This window comes from Desulfopila sp. IMCC35006, from assembly GCF_005116645.1.
Taxonomy (GTDB): domain Bacteria; phylum Desulfobacterota; class Desulfobulbia; order Desulfobulbales; family Desulfocapsaceae; genus Desulforhopalus_A.
This window is the reverse complement of the sequence record NZ_SWCM01000002.1, coordinates 149,243-165,716: the sequence shown is the minus strand read 5'-3', so window position 1 is coordinate 165,716 and position 16,474 is coordinate 149,243. Positions and strand designations below refer to the sequence as shown.

Genomic DNA, 16,474 nt, shown 5'->3' with positions numbered 1-16,474 from the left:
ATGAGCAGACAGCCTCGCACCTGGCCGAAAGTTTCATCTGTTGCAGCCGATGGGATTGCTGCGGTGTTTGCCGTGTTGCTTCGTTTGGCAAAGGCGTCCTGGCGCCTGGAAATGACCGGTCTGGACATCATCCGTCAGGCCCTGGACAGGAAGGAGCGTCTGCTGATTGCCTTCTGGCACGGCAAGCATGTCGCGCTTTTCCCTCTGGTGGAGGGATATGATGCCTGTGTCCTCACCAGCAGATCATTCCGGGGTGAAGTGATTGCCGGCCTCTGCAGACGCTTTGGCTATCACTGTATTATCCTGGATCACCAGCACGGCAGTGCCCTGCAGGAGTTGCTTGACGACCTTCTGCAAACGCACCGTTGTCTCGCTATCGCGGTCGACGGTCCTCTCGGGCCTTATCATCTGGCAAGATTTGGCCTTGTTCGTCTTGCTTCCCATCTCCAGCTTCTGGTGGTGCCGCTCTCTATGGCAGCCCGCCATAAACTCATTATGAAAAAAAGGTGGGACAAAATGGAGTTTCCGCTTCCTTTCAGTCGTGTCCTGCTGGGCGTCGGGGAGCCCTTCAGAATACCTGCCGAGGTACAGCCGGACGAGCTCGGGAACTGGACCGACAAGGTGCAGGCGCATATTGACAATACCGATTACCTGCTCGAAAAATTATTGCTGTGAGCTTTTTGAACTGCCACAATTGACCCAAGCGGCTTGTTAGAATGATCATTTGAAAAAAATGCTGGCAAGGGCGCGTAGGAACTTTCCCGCCGCGAACCCCTTGAGCGTTGCCGAAAATGCGGGGTTTGCAAATGCGTCCAGTGTATTGCCGTCGATGACGGCTTGAAGCGCTACCAGCTCCCTTTGTTTTCCATGGAGGCCCAAGGCTCCTGGACAGGCAGTTTTTCTCCCTCCTGCAGGAGTTCAATCGAAATCTGATCAGGGGTACGGATGAAGGCCATATGTCCGTCCCTGGGCGGTCTTAAAATGGTAACCCCTTTGTCCATTAACATTTGACAGTAGTCGTAGATGTTCTCGACACTGAACGCTAAATGGCCAAAATTTCTCCCTTCACTGTAAGCGGTCTCCTGGTCCCAGTTGTAGGTCAGCTCTACTTCAGGTTCTCCCGGGCCTGTTGCAAGATAGAGAAGTGTGAAACGCCCGTCCTCGTAGTCTTTTCGCCTCGTTTCAATCAAGCCGAGTTTTTTTGTGAAAAAATCAACCGACTGATCCAGATCTTTCACCCTCACCATTGTATGCAGAAACTTCATATTTCCTTCTCCACTTAAATTCCAGTTGATGGCCCTCACGCAGCGACCGATCCAATCGGACGCAGCCATATCTGTGCAGCAATTGACTGCGAGAAATCGACGAGTTCGCCAGGCTCCGGCCGACGGGTTTGGTCGGCATGACCTTCAGTATTTTTGATTACCCCGTCGGTATCGACGATAAACCAGTCGCACCCGGGCGGTACCCAGCAATCATTAGCATTGAATCGCTGGAGGTCAATATCAAAACTGGTCTGCACTCCCTGAAGATTGGCAGGCAAGGCGAGAGAGCGCCTTCTCCCTGTCAGAGAAGACGGATGGTTGATTTCGACGGCGATGGAGTATACTGTAATAATAAAATCTGATTGCCCCTCATGTTCAGCCGCTGAACCAGGGAGTGGACCGTTCGTTGCCCGGGAGGCCGTAAAGCCATCCCCAGGGGGCTTCGCTGTTTTTTGGCAATTTTTACGACCGGTGAAAGAAATGGTACGGGGATGTTTCAGTGCGGCAATGCCAGCGACACCAGGTAAAAAATGACAGGACCAGCAAGGATAAAAACGGGAGGTGAAAAGCGGTATTGAAGTCTTGAAGACCATGTAAGGGAATCATCCCCGGAATTGCTTTCCGGCTGAACTGGCCGGCAATGTTTCGACAGACAAAGGAGGATGCTCAATGGACAAGAGTCAATACGGACGACGAGACAGATTAGTGCAGGAAAAACATCACGATACCTACGGAGACAATAAGAAGTGGCCGGAGCCGACAGCATGTACCGAATGCAATGCTGTCTACATCGAGGGCCGCTGGACCTGGTATGAACCACCCTTTAAGGCAAACAAGGTGGTCTGCCCCGCCTGTCGACGCATTGCCGAAAGCTACCCGGCCGGGTACCTGGAGTTGAAGGGATCCTTTTTCAAGGAGCATCAGGAGGAGATGCTGAATCTCATCCGCAACGAAGAAAAGGACGAAAAAGGTGAGCGTCCGCTGGAAAGAATCATGGACATAGCCGAGGATGAGGAGCAGACCCTGATAACGACTACCGGTATTCATATCGCCCGCCGCATTGGCGAGGCGCTTTCCCGGGCCTATAAAGGGGAGCTGTCATTCACCTATGGGGACGGAGAAAAATCGATCCGCGTTGTGTGGGAACGTCCTTGAGCAGCTGGCTGGACGGACCAGGAGTACGACATTCGTCAATAGAGAAAAGGGCATGTTGGGAAAAGATCCATCCTGCAACGGCTGTGCAGGCACATGATCATTTTGCGTAAAAATATAATAATTCCGGGTGCCTGACTGTCAGCTGAGTGATTGTGATGCGTGATCTTGAAGAATTAAAACAGGAAGTTTTGTCCTGTGCCAAATGTCCATTGCATCAAACGAGAACGCATGCCGTATTTGGTAATGGCAATCCTCATGCTGCGATACTGCTCATCGCAGAGGCTCCCGGTTTTTATGAAGATAAAAGCGGCCAGGTATTTCAAGGAAAATCAGGTGAGCTTTTAGATAAAATACTTGCGGCAAGTGGTTTTAACAGAAATGTACATATGTACATCAGCAATATTGTGAAATGCCGCCCACCGAAGAATAGACCACCCAACGAAACCGAAAAAACAGCATGCCTGCCGTATTTATATCAGCAAATAGAGATAATAGACCCTAAAATCATTATACTTATGGGTGCAACAGCAGTAAAAGGATTGATTCATCCAAACGCCAAAATTACCCAGATACGGGGACAGTGGATCGACTGGAGGGGTAGATTGGCACTCGCTACCTATCATCCTTCCGCACTATTGCGAAATCCGCAGCTGAAACGTCCTGGCTGGGAAGACTTCAAGCGTGTGGTTGTTAAATACCGTGAATTAATAAACGCCGAACATCATTCAGATTATTGCTAAAAATCCACCGGCGGTATATCTGAATCACTCTACACCTTGAGGAGCTGCACGCCCCAGAGCCATGAAGCCTATTAATCTCACAGAACATCCCGAAGGAGGCAGGTATCGCGAGGTCTTCAGGTCCGCGAAAACCATTGTTACAGATCAGGGAGCAGAGCGGTCGGCACTGACCCATATTTATTTTTCTCTCCATGCAGATGAAAAAAGCAGATTTCACAAGGTTACATCGGATGAAGTCTGGAACCTTTACCAAGGGACAGGACTGCGTCTCTACACCTGGGACGGCACAGAGACGCCGCCGGAGTGCATAACATTATCCCTCCGGGACAATTGTTTCTGTACTGTCATACCTGCAGGTGTCTGGCAGGCTGCGGAACCAGTCTGTGATACGGTTCTGCTTGGTTGTACTGTCGCGCCAGGGTTTGAGTTCGCCGATTTTGAGCTCATTGCTCCCGAGTCGGGTGCCGGCAAACTGCTGGCCTCCATAGCACCAGAATGTGTCAAATTCATTATTCCTTAACGAGCGACTGCAAAACAAACGACCGATGCTGCCGGCGGGCGACAATGCTCTTGAAATCAGTTAGTATCCTGTGTTAACTTGCAGACTTCACATGAAATAACGCACTGTGAACCGTAACCCCATAATCTCCATGCAAGCCGGGCGATACCGATCACTCGCGGACGCACGGGGCCACTTCCGCACACCTCAGCCGTCGGGCGGAAATCGTACAAACACACGTAGAGGAGAATGATCATGCCAGAATTTGGAACACCGTTTTCAGGATTAGCACATGACAGGAAACTGACCAATGAGGAACTCATCAGGGCAATTCGTTTCATGATTGCCGCAGAGTATGAAGCGATTCAACTCTACATGCAGCTTGCTGAGTCAACAGATAACAAACTTGCCATCGAGGTGCTCAAGGATATAGCCGACGAGGAGCGTGTGCATGCAGGCGAGTTTCTCCGACTGCTTCGAGAGCTTGCTCCGGACGAAGGCAAATTTTATGCTGAGGGAGCAGAAGAGGTAGAAGAAGAAATCAAGAAAATGAAATAAATTTTCTCCCGGTCAACACCAAGTCGTGCCTTTCTCCCATGACAGGGCTTCGTGTTGACCGGCAGCGCAGTACGCGCTGGCGCGAGCAAACAGACCCCCTCAGACAAAACTTGCCACAACTTTCAGGGAGACTACCTGCTCGTTCCATTGCATCTCATAATGAAACGACGTCATCACCAGCACCACAATTGCCTTACCGTACTCCCTGCGAGGGTTAACAATGGCAAAAACCGGGAAACCATACAAAAATAGTTTTTCAGGAAAAGGTGTATTTCCCCCTGAATATGCCTTTACCTTGCTGTTTCCTCTCAGAAACATCTTTCTCTCTCCCCAAAAGCTGATCCAAAGATTAGATCTAAAAGAAGACCATACAATCCTGGAAATAGGCCCGGGCCCCGGATACTTCAGCACCTATGTCGCAAGGAAGTTGCGGAAAGGCAGGCTTTATTTACTCGATATCCAGCAGGAAATGCTGGATATCGCCAAAAAACGACTCGATAAAAGAAAAATAACCAACGTTATCTACACATTAACGGATGGTATCAGCCTGGATCTTGAAAGTGATTTTTTCGATAGAGTCTTTATGGTGACGGTCATTGGCGAGGTCGAAAATAAAACGGGCTACCTGAAGGAAATCTATAGAATTCTGAAGGTAGACGGAATCTTGTCTATTTCAGAATTGGCCGGTGATCCAGACAAGCTGAGTATGGATGAGCTGCAGTCTCTCGTCATAGCCCACGGATTTACCGTAAGCGCGGTATTTGGCAGCAAGCGAAATTATACGATTAATTTCAAAAAAATGATTAAAATCTCCTGAATAATATATGCAAGACACCAATCAAAAGGAAGACTGATCCCGGCAGGGCTACATTTTCATGCTGCATTGATTGCGCCGCCGGACGTGACCTTGAAACTGAAGAGTAGCCACCTCACACTTGGAGGGGGAGCCCCATGACTGAAAAATTGCAGGCTATTCGCAAAATCAGCAACAGGTTGGCAATTGCGCTGGCGGTCCTGGTGCTCCTGGTGATCTGTGGCGCATTTTTGACGCTCCACAGACCCGAAGGCAAGTTCGTCACTGCGCCTATAGCGGCGTTTTCGGCGGGAATTATCGGCGGTTTTGTTGGTCTGCAGCGTCGATTGAAACTCATGTCGGAAGATGATTTGGCACTGCTGGCAAATTCGTGGGTATATGTGTGCCTGTCGCCACTCGTCGGCGGAATCCTCGCGGTGGTGCTTTACGTGCTGTTCATTTCAACACTCATAAGCGGAGACCTGTTTCCAAAATTTATTCCCGATAGCAATGAGCTGTGTATTGAAGTAAAGAAAGGCTTCTCGACGATCTTTGCGGTGCACGGGGAATCGGTCGATTATGCAAAAATGATGTTTTGGTCTTTTGTCGCCGGCTTCTCTGAAAGGTTCGTGACCGACATCATCAGTAAATTTGAGACCGCTCCCGGGCCAGCTGACCAGCCAGGCGCCTAACCCGTTGTCCAAGAGGACAGACAACGATTTAACGCTGCGTTAAAATATTGCGCAACAAACATATCAGGACCCGCCATGCTGCTGAAAAAATACAGAATCGAAATGTTCAGGCCAGGGTGTAATGCTAGCTTTCAATCCCTCAATTGTTATGCCCATCTTGAACAGGATATCAGTGAAGTCATTCCGTACCTGAACAGTGTACTTGGCGGCACGGGTTTCACCGCATCGCCACTTTCCGTTATGTTTAAAATTCATGGCCGGCTTATCACTGTGCACCCGGACAGAATCTCCGTAAATGCGTTAAAGGATGCCAGTGAAGCTGAAAAAGTTGTGGCATGGATGAAAAATGAGATTAATGATGCCTGGGAGAATCGACACCGGATAACACCGAAATACGATGTCCCAAAAAAACCGGAAATAATGCAGATTTTAAAGCTTTTACCGAAAACCAACTGCCGGGAATGCGGGCAGCCAACCTGCCTTGTATTTTCAACCTTGGTTCTTCAAGGGGCAAAGGGCATAGAGGATTGTCCTTCATTGGCCGGTGAGAAGAAACAGCTCTTAACCAACTATCTCAGCCAGTTCGATTTTACCGATTGTTAAACAGAATATTGCCCGGCAAAGAGGGCTCACCAGTCTGAAAGATGGCTTCTCCTCAGACTCTTCAGGATACATCCTCAGGAATAAACCGATGCCAGACAAGAAAGGTAACATCTTTAAAATGAATGGTCGCCTGTTTTTCTTTCGGGAGTTTTTAAAACACCCGTTGGAGATCGGATCGATTATTCCAAGTTCTCGATTTTTGGAGAGACGGATTGTGCAGGCCTCTGCAGTTGCTTCGGCCAGGGTCATCATCGAATTAGGGCCTGGCATAGGAGGAGTCACCCGGGCAATATTGCGTACGATGCCGCAGCGGGCCAGGCTTCTCAGTATCGAAATAAATCCCAATTTCCATGGGTTGGTAAGCAAAATTGAAGACGACCGGCTCATAGTGCATCTGGGCAGCGCCAGTGAACTGCGAGAAATCATCGCGCAATATGATCTGGATCCCCCGGATGCAATAATCTCCGGCATCCCTTTTTCAACCATGAGCCGCGACACCGGCTCGCAGATCGTTGCGGCAGTGTCTTCTGTACTCCCGCCCAACGGACGCTTTGTGGCATACCAGGTGAAAGATCAGGTTGCCGAATTATGCGAGCCTTTCCTGGGGCCCTGGCGCACCTCGATCGAGCTGCGCAACATTCCGCCTATGCGCATTTTCCAGTGGGAAAAGAGTTCCTGACGAGTCTCGGTGCCAGTCAGGCGCGGGAGTTATGCCTTGCCGCCGGGCAGATATTTCAACCCGACGGATACCAGCAGATAGACCACGGCGGCGATAGTAATTATGACCGGACCACTGGGCAGATCGAGTTCGTAGCTTATGCCAAGGCCGGACAGGATAAAAATCGCACAGAGCAAGACCGCAAGCAGCATCATCTGCCGGATACTCGTCGCGAAATTCCCAGCGATAGCCGCGGGCAGGGTCAGCAGGGCGATTACCATGACGATACCGACAATACGCACCAGCAGGACAATGGTCAGGGCGGTCAGGCAGAGCAGGGTCAGGTACAGCAAGTTGGTGTGGACACCGCGCAATCCAGCGAATTCATTATCAAAGCAAATCGCTAAAAATTTATTGTAGAAAATTCCGACAATACAGACGACGAGCAGATCCAGCAGGAGAACAAAAAAGATATCGTTGCGGGTAATAAGCAGTATATTACCAAAGAGATAGCTCATCGGGTCGGTATAGCCCGGCGTTTTGGCGATAAAGAGCAGACCAATGGCCATGCCGGCGGACCATAGGGCCCCGATCACGCTGTCCTCTCGCTGTTTGGCAAAAGAACTCACCATGGCCAGAATTACCGCCGACAGCAGGGCGACAAGAATTGCGCCATGCAGCGGGCCGAACCAGGTGACTCCCACGGCATTCTGGAGATACAGGCCCAGTCCGACACCGCCAAGCATGCAATGTGAAATAGCCCCCGCAATATAGCTGATTCGCCGCACCACCACATAGGTGCCGATAATGCCAAAAGGCACGGCAGCGAGCAGGCCGGTGATTACCGCGTAGCGAAAAAAAGGCAGATTCGGATCGCCGAGTGCTGCAAAAAAATCAAACATGTTTATGTCCTTCGTCACTGCATCTATGGTCGTGGCGAATCATCTGCAGGTCACCGCCATACATGTCCCGAATAAGTCTGCCGGTCAGTTCACTGGTCGGATGAATAATTACTTCCCGATTAACACAGGCAATCCGACTGAAAAAAGATGAAGCGAAGCCTATTTCATGGGTGACCATCAGGATGGTCATCCGCTTGTTCAGTTCTCGCAATAGATCAAAAAATTGCGTTTCCGATTCCCGGTCAATATTGGCGGTGGGTTCATCCAATATGAGTATCTTCCCGCCGGAGGCCAGGGCCCGGGCAATCAGCACCCTTTGCCGCTGCCCGCCGGAAAGTGCGGAAAAAGAACGGTCCTGCAGACCGGCAAGGCCCACTTCCCCCAGCGCATCGAGGGTTTTTTGTTTATCTTCACGGCTGTATCGGCCGGTAAAGGAGTTTCCCAACCGGCCCATACATACCACTTCCTGCACCGAAATCGGGAACTGGCGGTCATACTGGGCGAATTGCGGCACATAGCCGATAAGTCGATGCGCATCCTCCGGACGTTTACCGAAAATGGTGATTGATCCGGTATTTGGCGTAAGAAGGCCGATGATCAATTTGATCAGGGTGGTTTTTCCGCCGCCATTCGGTCCGACGATACAGACAGAATCGTAAGGATCAATCGTCAGATTAACGTCTTCAAGAATTTGCCTTTCATCGTAGCGGAAAGAAACCCCCTGGATCTCGATGGCTGCGTTTTTTCCGGTCATGGTACTCCTGCTGCTATTGGGCCAGAGCAGCAGATATTTTCGCTGCAATAGTTTTAAGATTTCCTGTCACATCTTCAGCCAGGGCGTCCAGCGGAACCACTTCCCCGCCAATGGCCCTGGCGATCGCCTGACCGCTGCGAGGGTCGAACTGCGGCTGCACGAAAATAACCTTTACCTTATCGGCCTTCGCCTCAGCGATGAGGTTTGCAAGCTGTTTCGGAGTCGGGGATTTCCCCTCTACTTCAACCGCCTCCTGGTGCAGATCATATCTTTTGGCAAAATAACCAAAGGATGGGTGAAATACAAAAAATGTCGCCCCGGCATAGGCTTGCAGCTGGCTGGCAATATCGCTGTCCAGCGCATCCAGTTCCCGGTTCAGCTTGTCGAGGTTTACCTTGTAGTCACTGCTGTTTTCCGGATCTATACCAATCAGGGCGCTGGTCATTCTGGCCGCCATGGTTTTCAGATTGACAGGCGACAGCCAGACATGCGGGTCGAACCCGGTGTGATTGTGATTGTGATCATGTTTCACGAGGGCGATTCTTTGTATACCGGCCGTGGAATCGACAATTTTCTGCTCCATGGAACTCTGCCGAAGTTTCTCGATAATCTGGTTTTCAAACTCCATTCCAACCGTAAAGTAGAGCTGTGCACGGGTCAGTGCCATTACCTGTCGGGGCGTTGGCTCAAAGGTATGCGGATCCTGTCCTTTCTGGATCAATACGCCGGTTGTGATATGTTCGCCGCCAATTTTGTCGCTCAGCCATTTCTGAGGCGGAATGGAGACAAAGACCTCGACCGCAGCCACTGCTTGCTGGGCAACAAAGAGCATACCCCCCAAAAAAGTACCTAAAAGTACCGTATTTCTAATAGCTTTTCCTAAGAATGTTGTCACGTTGTCTCCCCGGTGTCACTGTTTGACACTCCTTTTACTATCCTGTTACAAACTTGGAAACCATTTTCGAGCGATTTTTCTTATCGTGATGATAAAGGTGATCTCGAGCTGGCAAATGGCCCCTGTTACGCGGCCTGGCATCATTATGAATCGGTGTTCTTGTTTCTTACTGTTTCTATGCCGGAAAAGAGCAAGGTGCCTTTTGTTGACAAGCAGTCTAACTATGAACATTTATTAATAAATATCAAGGTACTATCATTTCACAAATTGCGCTATTTTATTAATTCCCAGGCAGTGCTGTTTGATGCATGTCCTGAAACTTGCATGTCAAAAGATTTTAAAACCATGTAAGATCGGAGACGAACAGTACCAACGCATATCCATTTGAGGATGTGATGACCACTAAAGTTCAGCTTAGTAGGTGTCCAGAGGGATATGAGATGCCCTTTGCACGGGTGTTCCGCAGCCTGGATGGCTGCGGTCAAGCCCCCAGGGATGGGTTTATGGCGTCCCGTGCATAGGGCATCTCATATCCCTATAGAGCTGAGGTTTAGTCGTAATCACATTTGAGAATAAACTTAAAAAAGAATTAATTGATATCAACCGAAAGGAGTGCAGGGATGGGGAGGCTGAGTCGTTGGCTGGTAGCCCTGGGGGTTGTAGCAGGTATTGCTTTTTTTATCTGGCAGAAGACCCGGCCATCCCCCCTTGAGGTGGTGGTCAAACCGGTGACCCGCGGCGTAATTGAAAAGACTGTCGCCAATACCCGGGCCGGAACCGTGAACGCCTGCCGCAGGGCCAAGCTCTCGCCGAGTATTGGCGGGCAGATAGCGCGTCTGCCTGTCCATGAAGGGGACCAGGTGAAGACCGGCGACCTGTTGCTGGAGATTTGGAACGATGACCTCATAGCCCAGTTGAACCTGACAGAGCGCGAGGCCGCGGTCGCCGAGGCTCAGGCGAGAGCCGCATGTTTGTCGGCGGAGGAAGCAGGCCGGCAGGCGAAAAGGGCGCAGCGGCTCTTCCGCAACAAGGTTGATTCAGCGGAGCAGACCGATCGCACCGTCACCCAGGCCCAGTCGCTTCAGGCCCAGTGCGAGGCTTCCCGGGCGACCGAACTCATGGGCCGTGCCCGCGTTGATGTCGCCCGGGCAAATCTTTCCCGGACCCGCCTTGTGGCCCCCTTTAATGGCGTGGTTGCCAAGATAGAAGGGGAGTTGAACGAGTATGTCACCCCGTCCCCCATCGGCGTCCCGACTCCTCCGGCGATCGATCTCATCGAAAACAACTGCTATTATATTTCTGCTCCTATCGACGAGGTGGATGCGGCGGCGGTCCGCGTCGGCATGGACAGCCGAATCAGCCTTGATGCCTTTAAAGACAAAAAATTTACCGGGACTGTGCGACGTATTTCCCCGTATGTCCTTGATGTGGAGAAACAGGCCCGGACTGTTGACGTCGAGACCTCTTTTGCCAGAAAGGATGATTTCAAAAATCTGCTGGCAGGGTACAGCGCCGATGTCGAAATCATCATCGCCAGTCGGCCCGACAGGCTGCAAATCCCCACTGAAGCTATTATTGACGGCAGGAAGGTCTTTGTTTTTATGGCTGATGAGCAGAAGGTTCATGAAGTTGAGGTCACCCTGGGGCTTGCCAACTGGGCTTTTACCGAAATCGTTACGGGATTGAAAGAAGATCAGCTGGTGGTGGTCAATGTCGATAAACCCGGCTTGAAGGACGGTGTATCGGCGATGAGAGCCAAGGAGTCACCGTGATCAGCCTGAGCCGGATTAAACGAGTGTTTACCGTGGGTGACGAAGAGGTGAACGCCCTGCGTGATGTTGACCTGGATATCGACACCGGGGAGTATGTCTCGATCATGGGGCCTTCGGGATCCGGGAAGTCCACCTTACTGAACATGATCGGCCTGCTCGACCGGCCGGACAGCGGCACATATCTTTTGGAAGGCGAGGATATGACCAGGCTGGACGACAGCCAGCAGGCAGCCCTGCGCCGCCATAAGATCGGCTTCATCTTCCAGTTTTTTCACCTGGTGCCGAGGATGTCGGCGGCGGAAAATATCGAACTGCCCATGATGCTCGCTGGCATGGCTGTGGCAGAGAGGAAAAAACGCGTCGAGGAAGCGGTCGAGGCCTTTGGCCTGACTGATCGCGCACGCCATCGGCCGGATCAGCTCTCGGGGGGGCAGCGGCAGCGGGTGGCCATTGCCAGGGCGACCATCATGCAGCCCCATATCCTGCTGGCCGACGAACCCACCGGCAACCTGGATCGGGTCTCGGGCAACGAGGTTATCGACATTCTGGAAAGTCTCAATCGGCAGCAGATTACGCTGATCATGGTGACCCATGATCCGGAACTTGGCAGGCGGGCTAGGCGGCAGATCCATATGGTGGATGGCCGGATCGAGTCGGATCGCTGTCCGTCCATTAACGAGAAGGGCCCGGCAGAGCAGCCACGAGAATAACGGTATGAAGATAACCGATATCATACGCTTTGCCGTTCGCGCCTCCGTCGGCTATCCGACCAGGACCCTGCTGATGCTTCTGGCCATGGCTATCGGCGTGGGATCGGTGGTGGTGCTTTCGACTCTGGGGGATGGGGCGCGCAACTATGTTATCAGCCAGTTCAGCTCGCTCGGGACCAATCTGCTCATCGTTTTGCCGGGCCGCTCCGAGACGGTCGGCGGGCCGCCGCCTCTGCTGGGAATCACCCCCCGGGACCTGACCCTGGAGGATGCCACGGCCCTGCTCCGATCCTCATATATCCGCTATGTGGCACCGATTACCCTCGGCGCCGCCCCCGTTTCCAGGGCAGGACTGGAAAGAGAGGTGACGATTCTCGGTTCCACCCCGCATCTTTTCCAGGTCCGCCAGCTGGAAATGGCAGGGGGGCGCTTTCTGCCGGAGGGCGATGCCAGCCGAGCTTCCGCCGTCTGCGTCCTGGGATATAAGATTAAGCAGGAGCTTTTTGGCAGTACCCCGGCCCTTGGGGAGACGGTTCGCATTGGCGACTGGCGTTTTCGGGTGATCGGTATTCTGGCGAAAAAAGGGCAGTCAATCGGGATGGATATGGGCGATATCGTGATAATTCCGGTGGCTTCGGCCCAGGCGCTGTTTAACAGTGCGTCTCTGTTCAGGATTATGATTGAGGCCGTGGACCGGGATGCCATTGCCAGGGCCAAGGATACGGTGGTGAAAATCATCCGGGCGCGGCATGACGGCGAGGATGATGTCACCGTTATCAGCCAGGACGCGGTACTGGCAACCTTTGATCGTATCTTTACCACCCTGACCCTGACGGTGACCGGGATCGGCGCCATCAGTATTGCCGTGGCCGGTATCCTGATCATGAATGTTATGCTCATCGCCGTTTCGCAGCGTCGTGCCGAAGTCGGCCTGCTGAAAGCCATCGGTGCAAGAAATGGCCAGATCATCGCCCTGTTCCTGGCCGAGTCGGCCATCCTGTCGATTCTCGGTGCGGCCCTGGGGCTGCTGGTCGCGGCAGCCGGTACCTGGGGCATTGAACGGGCATTCCCGGAATTCCCGCTCACTATGCCTTTATGGTCTCTGGTGGCAGGAGTGGTTGTGTCACTTGTCACTGGTCTTGTTTTCGGGGTTTTGCCGGCGATGCGCGCCGCGCGGCTCGACCCGGTACTTTCGCTTTCACGGCGGTGAGAACTCATGTTTATTCGTGACATTGTCAGGCTTTCCCTCAGCTCTTTGATGGACCAGCGCATGCGCAGTTTTCTGACCATTCTGGGCATCAGCGTCGGTATCGCCGCCGTGGTGCTGCTGACCTCGATCGGCGAGGGAATACAAAAGTTTACCCTTGCTGAATTCACCCAGTTCGGCACCAACCTGATCGGCATAAATCCAGGCCGGTCGACCACTCTCGGCACCTCGGGGGCGATTATCAACAATGTCCGCCCACTCAGCATTGCCGACGAAGAAGCGCTGCGGCGGATCCCCGGCGTGCTCGATACGGTGTCGGTGATTCAGGGCAATGGACCGGTCGAATTTGCCAAGCGCAGCCGCCGGACCACCATACTCGGCGCGGGCCCATCAGCCTCCAAAGTCTGGCAGATCAAGGTGGCAAAAGGCCGTTTTCTGCCGTCGGATGACAGCCGTGCGGCCCGGTCCTTTGTGGTGCTGGGCAGCAAGGTGAAAAATGAGCTGTTTCGAGATGCCAACCCCCTTGGCCAGATCGTCAGGGTTGCCGGCGAACGCTATCGGGTGGTCGGGGTGATGGAGTCAAAGGGCCAGATGCTCGGGTTTGATCTGGATGATGCGGTGTATATTCCCACGGTTCGGGCGATGAGTCTTTTCAACCAGCAAAGCCTGATGGAGATCGATCTTCTGTACCAGAACGATCTGCAATCGAAGACCATCGCCGAACGGGCCAAAAAACTGCTGAAAAGCAGACACGGAGCCGAAGATTTTACCATCACCACCCAGGAGGAGATGCTGGAGATCCTGGGGTCGGTACTGGGTATTTTGACCATGGCAGTCGGCGGGCTGGGGGCCATATCTCTATTGGTCGGCGGGGTAGGGGTCGTGACCATCATGACCATTGCCGTCAATGAACGAACGCCGGAAATCGGTCTGTTGCGGGCCATCGGCGCCGACCGTCGGCAGATCCTCTGGCTCTTTATCGGCGAAGCGGCGGTGCTGGCTGGAATCGGCGGACTCGCCGGGCTTCTTCTCGGCACGGTGATCGCCTGGCTGCTGGGGACATTTGTTCCGGCCCTGCCAACCCATACCCCCTGGATCTATGCCGTCTATGCCGAACTCCTGGCGATCGGCATAGGTCTTCTGGCCGGCGTACTCCCGGCTCGCCATGCAGCCGGTCTAAATCCGGTTGAGGCCTTGCGGGCGGAGTAGCAGGGTCAGCATTGTCTTACGCATGACGGCCCGCTCAGAACGTTGGCACCGGCAGCTTTGGCCATCTGCCTGAGCATAGAGCCGAAGAGCAGGGCATGGGACGGGGCGATGATCCACCAGTACACCCTTCCCCAGACACCGCGTGGTTCAAAGCTCGGGGTCATGCGTAACTCGGTGGAGCCGTCACCTAGCACCTGCACCCGGAACTCGAGAAAGGCATCCCCGGGGGCCAGCATCTCAGCCCGGAGAAGCAGGCGGCTGCACTCCTCCACCGCAACGACCCGCCAGAAATCCAGGCTGTCGCCAACACCCACGGAATCCAGATGGCGGCGGCCCCGGGACAGGCCCGGACCACCGAGCATTTTGTCGACAAAACCGCGCACCTGCCAGAGAAAGGTGCCAAAGTACCATCCGGTGTTGCCGCCGATACGCTTGACTACGTTCCAGGCAAGCTCCGGCGGGCCGTCCAGGGTGACAAAGAAGGTGTCCCGGAAAAACCTGGCCTCAGAGTGGGCCTGCCCCTCAATCCACTCCGGCAGACGGGTTGAGCCGGCGTCAAAACAGCTGGACGCAACCTCACCCTGACGCACCTCGTCCAGGGCCTGGATAATGACCTCGCGGCAGGAGAGGAGCCTCTGCGGCACAATCTCTTTGATACGCTCATCGCGGCAGAGAATTTCATCGCGCATGCGCTCTATCAGGGGGCGGATAAGAGCCACAGAGACGGGGGTGACCAGGTTCATCCAGCCAATGGAAATAAGGTTGATGCGCAGGGGCAGAACCAGGACGAGACGGGGCGGCAGCCCGGCTTCTTCGGCATATATACGAAAGAGCGCCCGCCAGGAAAGAACCTCCGGGCCGCCGATCTCGTAGATCTGCCCGGCAGTCTCCGGGTGTTCCAGGCAGCCGGCCAGGTAATTGATCACGTTGGCGATGGCGATGGGGTGGCATTTGGTATCCATCCAGCGCGGGGCGAGCATAATCCGCAGATAGCCGCAGAAGGCGCGTATCATCTCAAAAGAGGCTCCACCCGAGCCAAGGACAAAAGGCGCACGCAGCTGAGTTACTCTGGCACCACCCAGGGCCAGGATCTCTCCGACCTCATAACGCGAGCGCAGCTGCTCGGAAAGATGCGCCGGATTGCCCAGGCCGCTGAAATAAAGAAACCAGTCCATCCCGGCCGCTCGCGCAGCTTGTACCGCGGAGTAAGCTATTCGCCTGTCCAGGGTGGCAAAATCATGTTCCCCGGGCCTGATGGAATGTATGAGGTAAAACACTGCCCGACAGCCGCGCATGGCCTCGGTTAGCGCCGCAGTGTCCAGGGCGTCGGCGACAATGATCTCCAGGTTGGGATGGCTGCCCCAGGACCTGGACTGGATCTTGCCTGCGGAACGTCCGACCGCGCGTACCTTCCAGCCTCGTTCGAGCAGAACGGGCAGTAGCCTCCCACCAACATAGCCGGTGGCTCCCAATACCAGTACCGGTTTATCCCCGCAATCCATTTTAATCCTTTTTCTCCCGTTTGATGCAAGTAACTTTGTTAGACAGTGAGCTATAGCAAGGCACCGGTTCAGAACATCTTTTTTCTGGAGGCTGCTCAAGACAGAGCGCGAAACTACCACTCAAAATTGATTTTCGCAATCTTTCTGTGCGGTTAACAAACACCGGCAACGCACCAGTGCCAGCATTCTCAGTAAATTAAAAACAAAATCATTCCGAATAGTTGGGTATATTGCAGCGCGATTGATACCGCACTCGCCCACACCTCAGGGAAAACTGCTAAAATTCTCATATTAAATTTACAATTTTTTGCAGATTACCGGGCCGCCGGCTCTGCCAACTCCAATTCTCCAGCAATTCGACCAGGGCCATAGATGTTCAGATGTTGTCGGGCACGATGCATGCAGCCAGGGATGGGTTTACGGCGTCCCGGGACACGAACAGTGCACACCCTGGTGCAGCGGCTGAACATGAGGGGTAATCAGATTGAAATTTCCAGCTGGCACGGTTTCTGCTCCTCTTTTGCGGTAGAAGCTGACAGACGATGGAGCAAGAAAAACCA

At 53.3% G+C, this 16,474-nt stretch carries 19 protein-coding genes; 13 read left to right on the top strand and 6 right to left on the bottom strand.

Features of this window, described 5'->3' with window-relative positions:
• Positions 1–675 (top strand): lysophospholipid acyltransferase family protein, encoded by a 675-nt coding sequence (locus FCL47_RS04700; protein WP_136812322.1) that lies wholly within the window; start codon positions 1–3, stop codon positions 673–675.
• A 170-nt stretch (positions 676–845) separates the two neighbouring features.
• Here FCL47_RS04700 and FCL47_RS04695 read toward each other — a convergent pair whose 3' ends face one another.
• Both FCL47_RS04695 and FCL47_RS04690 read right to left on the bottom strand, forming a co-directional pair.
• The gene (locus FCL47_RS04695; RefSeq protein ID WP_136812321.1) at positions 846–1,265 is read right to left on the bottom strand and encodes a VOC family protein; all 420 of its coding nucleotides are present in this window, start codon (positions 1,263–1,265) and stop codon (positions 846–848) included.
• A 35-nt stretch (positions 1,266–1,300) separates the two neighbouring features.
• Positions 1,301–1,858, bottom strand: coding sequence for a hypothetical protein (locus FCL47_RS04690; RefSeq protein WP_136812320.1), 558 nt, complete (start codon positions 1,856–1,858; stop codon positions 1,301–1,303).
• A 76-nt stretch (positions 1,859–1,934) separates the two neighbouring features.
• On the opposite strand from FCL47_RS04690, the gene FCL47_RS04685 reads away from it, so the two are divergent.
• The 8 genes from FCL47_RS04685 to FCL47_RS04650 all read left to right on the top strand — a co-directional run bounded on the left by FCL47_RS04685 (position 1,935) and on the right by FCL47_RS04650 (position 6,984).
• On the top strand, positions 1,935–2,420 hold the full coding sequence (locus tag FCL47_RS04685; RefSeq protein ID WP_136812319.1) for a BCAM0308 family protein: 486 nt from the start codon (positions 1,935–1,937) through the stop codon (positions 2,418–2,420).
• Positions 2,421–2,575: 155 nt separating this feature from the next.
• Positions 2,576–3,160 (top strand): uracil-DNA glycosylase family protein, encoded by a 585-nt coding sequence (locus tag FCL47_RS04680; protein ID WP_136812318.1) that lies wholly within the window; start codon positions 2,576–2,578, stop codon positions 3,158–3,160.
• A gap of 61 nt (positions 3,161–3,221) precedes the next feature.
• Positions 3,222–3,680, top strand: coding sequence for a cupin domain-containing protein (locus tag FCL47_RS04675; RefSeq protein ID WP_136812317.1), 459 nt, complete (start codon positions 3,222–3,224; stop codon positions 3,678–3,680).
• Positions 3,681–3,914: 234 nt separating this feature from the next.
• A complete protein-coding gene (locus FCL47_RS04670; RefSeq protein WP_136812316.1) occupies positions 3,915–4,217 on the top strand; it encodes a ferritin family protein in 303 nt (100 codons plus the stop codon).
• Positions 4,218–4,437: 220 nt separating this feature from the next.
• Complete coding sequence (locus tag FCL47_RS04665) at positions 4,438–5,034, top strand: class I SAM-dependent methyltransferase (protein WP_136812315.1); 597 nt, start codon at positions 4,438–4,440, stop codon at positions 5,032–5,034.
• Positions 5,035–5,168: 134 nt separating this feature from the next.
• Entirely contained in the window at positions 5,169–5,702 is a 534-nt protein-coding gene (locus tag FCL47_RS04660) for a hypothetical protein (RefSeq protein WP_136812314.1), read from the top strand.
• 75 nt (positions 5,703–5,777) lie between these two features.
• Positions 5,778–6,305 (top strand): (Fe-S)-binding protein, encoded by a 528-nt coding sequence (locus FCL47_RS04655; protein ID WP_136812313.1) that lies wholly within the window; start codon positions 5,778–5,780, stop codon positions 6,303–6,305.
• Between the two features lie 88 nt (positions 6,306–6,393).
• On the top strand, positions 6,394–6,984 hold the full coding sequence (locus FCL47_RS04650) for a class I SAM-dependent methyltransferase (protein WP_136812312.1): 591 nt from the start codon (positions 6,394–6,396) through the stop codon (positions 6,982–6,984).
• 29 nt (positions 6,985–7,013) lie between these two features.
• On the opposite strand, the gene FCL47_RS04645 is transcribed toward FCL47_RS04650, so the two are convergent.
• From FCL47_RS04645 to FCL47_RS04635, 3 genes are read right to left on the bottom strand one after another with little or no spacing between them, the layout of a single operon-like run.
• Positions 7,014–7,865: a metal ABC transporter permease gene (locus tag FCL47_RS04645; protein WP_136812311.1), complete on the bottom strand. Its 852-nt coding sequence runs from the start codon at positions 7,863–7,865 to the stop codon at positions 7,014–7,016.
• Entirely contained in the window at positions 7,858–8,619 is a 762-nt protein-coding gene (locus FCL47_RS04640; protein ID WP_136812310.1) for a metal ABC transporter ATP-binding protein, read from the bottom strand. Before FCL47_RS04640 ends, FCL47_RS04645 begins: the two co-directional genes overlap by 8 nt.
• A 13-nt stretch (positions 8,620–8,632) precedes the next feature.
• Positions 8,633–9,514: a metal ABC transporter solute-binding protein, Zn/Mn family gene (locus tag FCL47_RS04635; RefSeq protein WP_136812309.1), complete on the bottom strand. Its 882-nt coding sequence runs from the start codon at positions 9,512–9,514 to the stop codon at positions 8,633–8,635.
• A 620-nt stretch (positions 9,515–10,134) separates the two neighbouring features.
• Between FCL47_RS04635 and FCL47_RS04630 the strand changes: the two genes are divergently transcribed.
• From FCL47_RS04630 to FCL47_RS04615, 4 genes are read left to right on the top strand one after another with little or no spacing between them, the layout of a single operon-like run.
• Positions 10,135–11,286: an efflux RND transporter periplasmic adaptor subunit gene (locus FCL47_RS04630; protein ID WP_136812308.1), complete on the top strand. Its 1,152-nt coding sequence runs from the start codon at positions 10,135–10,137 to the stop codon at positions 11,284–11,286.
• Positions 11,283–11,996: an ABC transporter ATP-binding protein gene (locus tag FCL47_RS04625; protein WP_136812307.1), complete on the top strand. Its 714-nt coding sequence runs from the start codon at positions 11,283–11,285 to the stop codon at positions 11,994–11,996. Before FCL47_RS04630 ends, FCL47_RS04625 begins: the two co-directional genes overlap by 4 nt.
• A 4-nt stretch (positions 11,997–12,000) precedes the next feature.
• Entirely contained in the window at positions 12,001–13,206 is a 1,206-nt protein-coding gene (locus FCL47_RS04620) for an ABC transporter permease (RefSeq protein WP_136812306.1), read from the top strand.
• A 6-nt stretch (positions 13,207–13,212) separates the two neighbouring features.
• Entirely contained in the window at positions 13,213–14,412 is a 1,200-nt protein-coding gene (locus tag FCL47_RS04615; RefSeq protein WP_136812305.1) for an ABC transporter permease, read from the top strand.
• A gap of 5 nt (positions 14,413–14,417) precedes the next feature.
• Here FCL47_RS04615 and FCL47_RS04610 read toward each other — a convergent pair whose 3' ends face one another.
• Complete coding sequence (locus FCL47_RS04610) at positions 14,418–15,914, bottom strand: SDR family oxidoreductase (RefSeq protein WP_136812304.1); 1,497 nt, start codon at positions 15,912–15,914, stop codon at positions 14,418–14,420.
• Positions 15,915–16,474 lie beyond the last annotated feature (560 nt).